This is a genomic window from Corallococcus praedator (assembly GCF_003612125.1).
Classification (GTDB): domain Bacteria; phylum Myxococcota; class Myxococcia; order Myxococcales; family Myxococcaceae; genus Corallococcus; species Corallococcus praedator.
The window spans coordinates 1-6675 of record NZ_RAWI01000463.1; the positions used below are offsets into that span (position 1 = coordinate 1).

Consider the following 6675-nt stretch of genomic DNA (forward strand, 5'->3'; position numbering starts at 1 on the left):
CACCGGGGTCAGCAGGTGGAAGGTGCGCTCGGAGGCGCGGAAGTCGGGAATCGCCAGCGACGTGTCCGCCATCACCACGCACACCAGCGTCACGCCCGGGAAGTCGTGCCCCTTGGCCACCATCTGCGTGCCCACCAGCACGTCGATCTCCCGCCGCGCGAACGACGCCAGCAGCTCCGTCAGCCGCTCCGCGCTCGTCGCCGAGTCCCGGTCCAACCGCGCCACGCGCGCACCCGGGAGCCGTTCAGAGACCTCCGCTTCCACGCGCTCAGTGCCGATGCCCAGCTTGAGCAGCGGGCCCGTGCACTCCCGGCAACTGTTGGGCACCGGGAACGCCACGCCGCAGTAGTGGCACACCACCCGGTTCTGGGACTGGTGGTGCGTCATGCACACGTCGCAGTCGTGGCACTTGAGCGACAGGCCGCACACCTCGCACAAGAGGATGGTGCTGTGGCCCCGGCGGTTGAGGAACAGGATGACCTGTTGCCCCTTGGCCACCGTCTCCTCCATCGCCTGGAGCATCTGCGGACTGAGGATGGGCGCTTCCTCCGTCACCTGCCCCTCGCGCGGACGCTCCACGCGCAGGTCCACCAGACTGATGGTGGGCATGGGCCGGTCATCCACGCGGCTCTTCAGCTCCAGCAGCTTGTAGCGGCCCGCGCGCGCGTTCTGCAGCGTCTCCAGCGCGGGCGTGGCCGAGCCCAGCACCACCACCGCGCCGGCCTGCTTGCCGCGCACCACCGCGAGGTCGCGCGCCTGATAGCGCAGCTTCTCGTCCTGCTTGAAGGACGGGTCGTGCTCCTCGTCGACGACGATGAGCCCCAGGTTCTCCACCGGCGCGAACACCGCCGAGCGCACCCCCACGGCGATCTTCACCGTGCCCTTGCGCAGCGCCTGCCAGTGGAACAGCCGCTCCCGGTCCTTCAGCCCCGAGTGCAGCACCGCCACGTCCCCGCCGAAGCGACTGCGGAAGCGCCCCACGAGCTGCGGCGTCAGCGCGATCTCCGGCACCAGCACCAGGCTGCCCTTGCCCTGCGACAGCGCATGCTCCACCGCGCGCAGGTACACCTCCGTCTTGCCGCTGCCGGTGACGCCGTGCAGGAGGTACGGCTGGAAGCCGCCGGCATCCACGGCGCCCTGGAGCTCGCGCACCGCCACGTCCTGCTCCGGGGTGAGGTGGTCCGGACGGCCCTGGATGAGGCCCTCGCGCACGCCGGGCTCCAGCACCACCTCCACCAGCTTCACCATCCCGCGCGCCGCCAGCTTCTTGAGCGTCTCCCGCGCACCGGGGATGGCGTGCGCCACCTCCTCCAGTTGCGCGCGTCCGCCCACCGCCAGCAGGTACTGGAGCGCGGCGGCCTGGGCCGGAGCGCGGTTGAGCTGCGGCGGGACTTCCGTGACGACCGCCTCCGCGAAGTGCTGCACGTCCGCCTTCGCCGCCTTCTCATCCACCGCGGTGGAGAGGCCCGGCGGCAGCGCGCCGCGGATGACCTCGCCCAGCGGGTGGCGGTAGTGCTCGGCCGCGAAGCGCAGGAGCGCGATGAGGTCCTTGGGCAGTGACGGCGAATCCTCCAGCACGCGCTGGATGGGCTTGAGCCGGACGCCGCCCTCCACGGGCGCGTTCGCCGGCCCCAGGTAGAAGCCCAGCGCCATGCCGCGTCCGAAGGGCACGAGCACGCGCTGGCCCGGGGCCAGGTTGCCCGCGAGCGCTTCCGGCACCAGGTAGGTGAACTCCCCGCGCACGGGGCGGCCGACGGCGACGGACGCAAGAAGGGCGGGGGTGGCGCTCACGACGGGGCGCACTGTAGCGGCGCGCTCCCCCAACGACAGTTCCCTTCCCACATCCGTACGGCGCGTCCGCAGCGGGATGGAACCGCGAGAGGAAACCTCCCCGTCCGTCCCCGAAACGCCGCCCAGCGCGAAGTGTTCTTGCTCCATGTGCCGCCCTCTTGCCGCCCGACTCCCCGGACCCCGCCCGTCCTGCACCCGGGATCCACTGTGCCTGGAGCGTCTGACATGCCCCTGGATTCCGGCCAAAAAGCAAGGGGCCCCTCCCGCGTGCGGAAGAGGCCCCATGACTGCTTTTCGGAGACGACGCGGAGGAAGAAGCGGCCGTGCGTGGGGACTAGCGGCCGGTGGCCTTCTTGAACGACGGCCGGTTGGCCACGCGGTCCCACCAGGCCATCACGTTCTTGTGCTCGGCGATGACCGCCTGCTCGCCCACGGCGAAGACGTAGTCCACGTACGGGGCCCAGGTGACCTCCGCGAGCGTGAAGTCGTTGCCCGCGAGGAAGGGCTGCTTTGCCAGCACCGCGTCGATGACCTCCAGGGGCTTCTTCATGCCCTCGCGGCCCTTGGCGATGTTGGCCTCGTCGTTGGTGCCCCGGAAGCGCTCCATCACGACCTTCATCGCCGGGGTGGAGAAGTAGGAGCTCTCCACGCTCATGAACTGCTCCATGAGCGCGTAGGCCTTCGGATCCGTCGGCGTCAGCGACGTGCCCGGCAGGGTGCGGTCCAGATAGCGGATGATGGCGCGCGACTCGTACATCTGGAAGCCGTCGTCCGTCTCCAGCACGGGCACCACGCCGAAGGGCTGGCGCGCCAGGTGCGCGGGCGTCTTCTGCTCGCCCTTCATGAGGTCGATGCTGATGAACTCGACCTCGCGGTTCTTCTCCGCCAGGACCGTCATGACCTTGCGGCTACACGTGCTCATCGGGTTGCCGTAGACCTTCATGTGAATCGCCTCCGCGCCAGGGGCCGGGTTCATCCCGGCCTTGGAATGGGCGGGACTTTCTGCCGCGGTCCCGCCCACCGCAAGCGATTCGAAGGTGACGCGCTACGGCGTGAAGAGCTTGTCCGACACCGCGCTGCGGTTGTCCGCCTTGAGCGCCGTGAAGCGCACCACGCGCTGCCCGGCCTTCCACACCTCCACCGTGCGCGGCATCCAGTCCCCGGTGGCCGGCGCCGTGTAGTCCACGAAGCGCACATCCCACGCGGTGCCGGCCGTGTCGTTGTAGCGCACGCGCGCGGCCCGGAAGGCGTCCTTGTAGACCCAGAACTGGGGCTTGCCCTCCGCGGGGTCACCCAGCACGTACGCCACCTCACCGCCGAAGCGCGCCAGCGAGGTGCGCTTCGTGTCGATGCCCAGCCCCTGGAGGTACGCCTCCAGGGCCAGCTTGGTGTCCTGCACGCTGCCCGCGTCCTGCGCGAGGAGGGCGCACACCTGCGCGACGAGCACGGAGACGGCGGGCAGTTCCTTGCCCTCCACGCGCTTCCTGCCGGAGACCTGCACCGTCGCGGCCTTGTTGCTGCTTTCGGGCGAGCTGACGTCGAAGCGGCAGCGGCCCGGAATCTTCACCGACAGCACCCCGTCGCCCTGGAGGTCCGTGCGTTCGGTGGGGACGTTGAGGACGGCTCCCGCCTCCGGCACGGCGGTGGAGGAGAAGATGACGGAGCCTTCCACGCGGAAGGCGGACAGCCGCTTCTCTTCACGCGCGGTGGCCATGCGCCGGAGGATGGAGCCGCCGGGCAGCACATAGGCGCCGGCGGTAAGGGAGGCGAGGACCACTGACACTGCGATGAAACGCTTCACGGCTTCTCCGTCTTGACGACCTCGCGCATGTACTCCAGGAGTCCTCCGCGCAGGTCGGGGCGCTTGAGCGCATAGGCGATATTCGCCTTCAGGTAACCCACCTTGTCGCCGGCGTCGTAGCGCTGGCCCTGGAACTTGTAGCCCAGCAGACCTTCGGTCTTCTGGAGGGTGGCCAGGCCGTCCGTGAGCTGGATCTCCCCGCCCACGCCGGTGGTCTGATTCTCCAGGATGGGGAAGATGGACGGCGGCAGCACGTAGCGGCCAATCACGGCCAGATTCGACGGCGCGGTGCCCTTCTTGGGCTTCTCCACCACGTGGTCGATCTGGATGACGCCGTTGCCCAGGTCCTTGCCAGCGGCGATGCCGTACATGTGCGTCTCGCTGTCGGGCACCTCCATGAGGGCGATGACGGCCTTCTGGTGCTGCTGGTAGACGCGCGCGAGCTGCCCGATGCCCGGCTCCTCCGCGTCGATCATGTCGTCGCCCAGCAGGACGCCGAAGGGCTCGTTGCCGATGACGCTCTTCGCGCACAGCACCGCGTGGCCCAGGCCCAGCGGCTCCTTCTGGCGGATGCTGACGATGCGCACGAGGTTCGCGATGGCGCGCAGCTTGTCGGCCTCCGCCGTCTTGCCGCGCGCGCGCATCGTGGTTTCCAGCTCGAAGCCGATGTCGAAGTGGTCCTCGATGGAGGACTTGCCCCGGCCGTTGATGACGACGACGTCCTCGATGCCGGCGGCGACGGCCTCCTCCACGATGTACTGGAGGGTGGGCGTGTCGACGATGGGCAACATCTCCTTGGGCACGGCCTTGGTGGCCGGAAGGAAACGGGTGCCCAGGCCAGCGGCGGGGATGACGCACTTGCGGATGAGCTTCGCTGCCTTCGTGTCGGGAGAGGACATGGGGCGGGGAATCTATTGGTGGCCCAGAACCCCAGCAAGCCGGATAGATTCCCCGGTGCCATGCCGCTCCGTGCCATCGTTGTCGCCCTGTCGTTGACGCTGTCCGTGGTTCCCGTCGTCGCCCGGGCCGCTGAACCGGCGGAGGAGCTGCGCAACCTGGCCAACGCCCGGGCCCTGGGCATGGGCAGCGCGTTCCGGGCCGTGGGGCTGGGTGCGGATGCACTCCAGGGCAATCCGGCGGCCATGGTGCTGTTCCCGGCCTACCGCATTGAAGGGACGGGGGCCTACGACCCGCGCAACAAGGAGGGGTTCCTGGGCATCAGCCTGTCGGACTCCAGCAGTGGCCGGCTGGCGCTGGGGGTGGACTACCACTGGCTGAGCCTGGGGCGAGGGGGCAGCCGGACGACGGCGAACCTGAGCACGCTGGGCGGCGCGATTCCCCTGAGCCAGTCGCTGATGATTGGCATGTCGGGGCACTACCTGCGGCTCAATGGCCAGTCGCGCTTCGCCAACTCCATCACGCTGGACGCCGGCCTGCTGGTGCGGCTGGGGGAGCAGGTGACGGTGGGCGTGTCGGGGCACAACCTCATCGACACGGAGAACGTGGAGCTGACGCGCTACTACTCCGCGCACCTGGGCTACGTGGGGCAGGCGCTGGTGCTGGCGGCGGACGTGCGCGGCGACTTCGAGACGCGCGACTCCGCGGTGCTCACGTACAACGGCGGCGCGGAGTACACCCTGAACCAGGTGCTGCCGGTGCGCGTGGGCTACACGTACGACGGCTTCCAGAAGATTTCGCGGCTGAGCGCGGGCCTGGGCTTCCTGTCGCCCGGCGGCGGCGGCGTGGACCTGGCGTACCAGCACGACCTGGGCGGTGAGAACGGGCGCCTGCTGGTGATGACCCTGCGGGTCTCGGTGAACTGAGGGCGGCGCGCTTCTTCAGCGTCCGGAGCGGCCCGCGTCATTCGGGTCGCGCAGGGCGAGGTAGCGCTCGGAGGCGGCGAAGCGGACCAGCTCCTCCAGCTCTGAGTCGTGGGGCCGGCGGGCGCGCAGCGCGGTGAGGGCGGGGCCCGGGCCACCGCAGGCGACGAGGCCCGCGCGGTTGGCGGAGTCCCTCGCGGCGGCGGACAGCAGGCTCGCGTCGAAGTCGCGGGTGCCGGGCTCCATCAGGGCGGAGGCGCGCTCCAGGGCCTTGGGGGACAGGGCTTCGCGCACCACGCGGGCATCGTCGCCCGCGCCCTTGGGGTCCTTGAGGACGGAGGACAGGAGCGCGAGCGCGCGCAGCAGGTGGTCCTTGCGCAGGGCCCGCAGGGCGAGCAGGTCCGGCGACATGGAGAACAGGGCGCGTCCGGCGTGGAAGCGCAGCTCCGCGACGGACAGGGGCTGCTGGACGAGCTGCCGGCCCACGACGAGGCGCGGGACGGTGATGTGCACCGGGGTGATGTTCGCGGTGTCGTCATCCCCCGCGACCAGCTCCGGCAGGGGCACTCCGAGCAGGCGCGCGACGGTGTGCAGCGCGTCCAGGATGGCGGGGGCGCCGGGGCCGGCGTTGGCGCGCAGGGGCTCCGAGGCGCTGGCGATGCGCGTCGGGGATGGGAACAGGCGGCACAGCGCGATGCCCACGCACGCGAGCAGCTCACCGGCCGGGGTGCGCAGGCCCGGGTGGCGCAGGCCGGCGCGCTCCTGGCTGGAGAGCGGTCCGCGCTGGACGCGGGGGGCGGAGATGTCGCGGCCTTCGAGCGCGTCCGCGAGTTCGCGCATCAGCGCGGCGCGGGTGACATCCTTGCGCTGCTCGAAGTGTTCGACGAGGCCCCGGTAGGGCTTCGGGTCGAGCGGACGCTCGCGCACGAGCTTGAAGACGATGGGTTCGGCGGAGGTGGATTCGGCGGGAGCCGCCGCCTCCGGGACGAGCGGGGTTTCGCGGGTCTCCGCGCCGCCGACGCCAGGGCGTGAGGGGCCGGTGGCGCGCACGGGGGCCGGGCCGGACATGGTGCCTTCGGGGCGGCCAGCGCGGTGGATGCGGCGCACCGGGTCCATGCGGCCGGGAGGCGCCTCCCACGCGATGACGCTCGTGGCCTCCACGGGCCCGCCGCCCAGCTCCTCCGAGTCCTCATCCTCGTCCGGAATCTGGTCGAGGGTGGGCCCATCGAAGACACCGCGTGGACGGACGGGGGCCGGCGGGAC

General features: G+C 70.7%; 5 protein-coding genes and 1 pseudogene. 1 reads left to right on the forward strand and 5 read right to left on the reverse strand.

Annotation, left to right across the window (positions count from 1 at the left end; translation table 11 throughout):
* The 4 genes from priA to galU form a co-directional block, all read right to left on the reverse strand.
* Positions 1–1938, reverse strand: a 1938-nt coding sequence (gene priA, locus D7Y13_RS36115) for a replication restart helicase PriA (RefSeq protein WP_244222420.1), incomplete at its 3' end; no start/stop codon positions are given.
* A gap of 187 nt (positions 1939–2125) precedes the next feature.
* The gene (locus D7Y13_RS36120) at positions 2126–2734 is read right to left on the reverse strand and encodes a glutathione S-transferase family protein (RefSeq protein WP_120535973.1); all 609 of its coding nucleotides are present in this window, start codon (positions 2732–2734) and stop codon (positions 2126–2128) included.
* 102 nt (positions 2735–2836) lie between these two features.
* Positions 2837–3592 carry a hypothetical protein gene (locus tag D7Y13_RS36125; protein ID WP_120535972.1) on the reverse strand — a complete coding sequence of 252 codons (756 nt, stop codon included), beginning with the start codon at positions 3590–3592 and terminating at the stop codon, positions 2837–2839.
* Positions 3589–4491, reverse strand: a complete 903-nt coding sequence (galU, locus tag D7Y13_RS36130) for a UTP--glucose-1-phosphate uridylyltransferase GalU (protein ID WP_120585312.1) — start codon at positions 4489–4491, stop codon at positions 3589–3591. Before galU ends, D7Y13_RS36125 begins: the two co-directional genes overlap by 4 nt.
* Before the next feature lie 60 nt (positions 4492–4551).
* On the opposite strand from galU, the gene D7Y13_RS36135 reads away from it, so the two are divergent.
* Positions 4552–5415 (forward strand): PorV/PorQ family protein, encoded by an 864-nt coding sequence (locus D7Y13_RS36135; protein ID WP_120535970.1) that lies wholly within the window; start codon positions 4552–4554, stop codon positions 5413–5415.
* Positions 5416–5430: 15 nt separating this feature from the next.
* Here the strand turns inward: D7Y13_RS36135 and D7Y13_RS46035 are convergent.
* Positions 5431–6675 (reverse strand): annotated as a pseudogene (locus D7Y13_RS46035) (hypothetical protein); the annotation flags it as partial.

Bases quoted from the DNA above. Each gene is read 5' to 3' on its own strand.
- D7Y13_RS36120 (WP_120535973.1), bottom strand. From the start codon at position 2,734: ATGAAGGTCTACGGCAACCCGATGAGCACGTGTAGCCGCAAGGTCATG.
- galU (WP_120585312.1), bottom strand. From the start codon at position 4,491: ATGTCCTCTCCCGACACGAAGGCAGCGAAGCTCATCCGCAAGTGCGTC.
- D7Y13_RS36135 (WP_120535970.1), top strand. From the start codon at position 4,552: ATGCCGCTCCGTGCCATCGTTGTCGCCCTGTCGTTGACGCTGTCCGTG.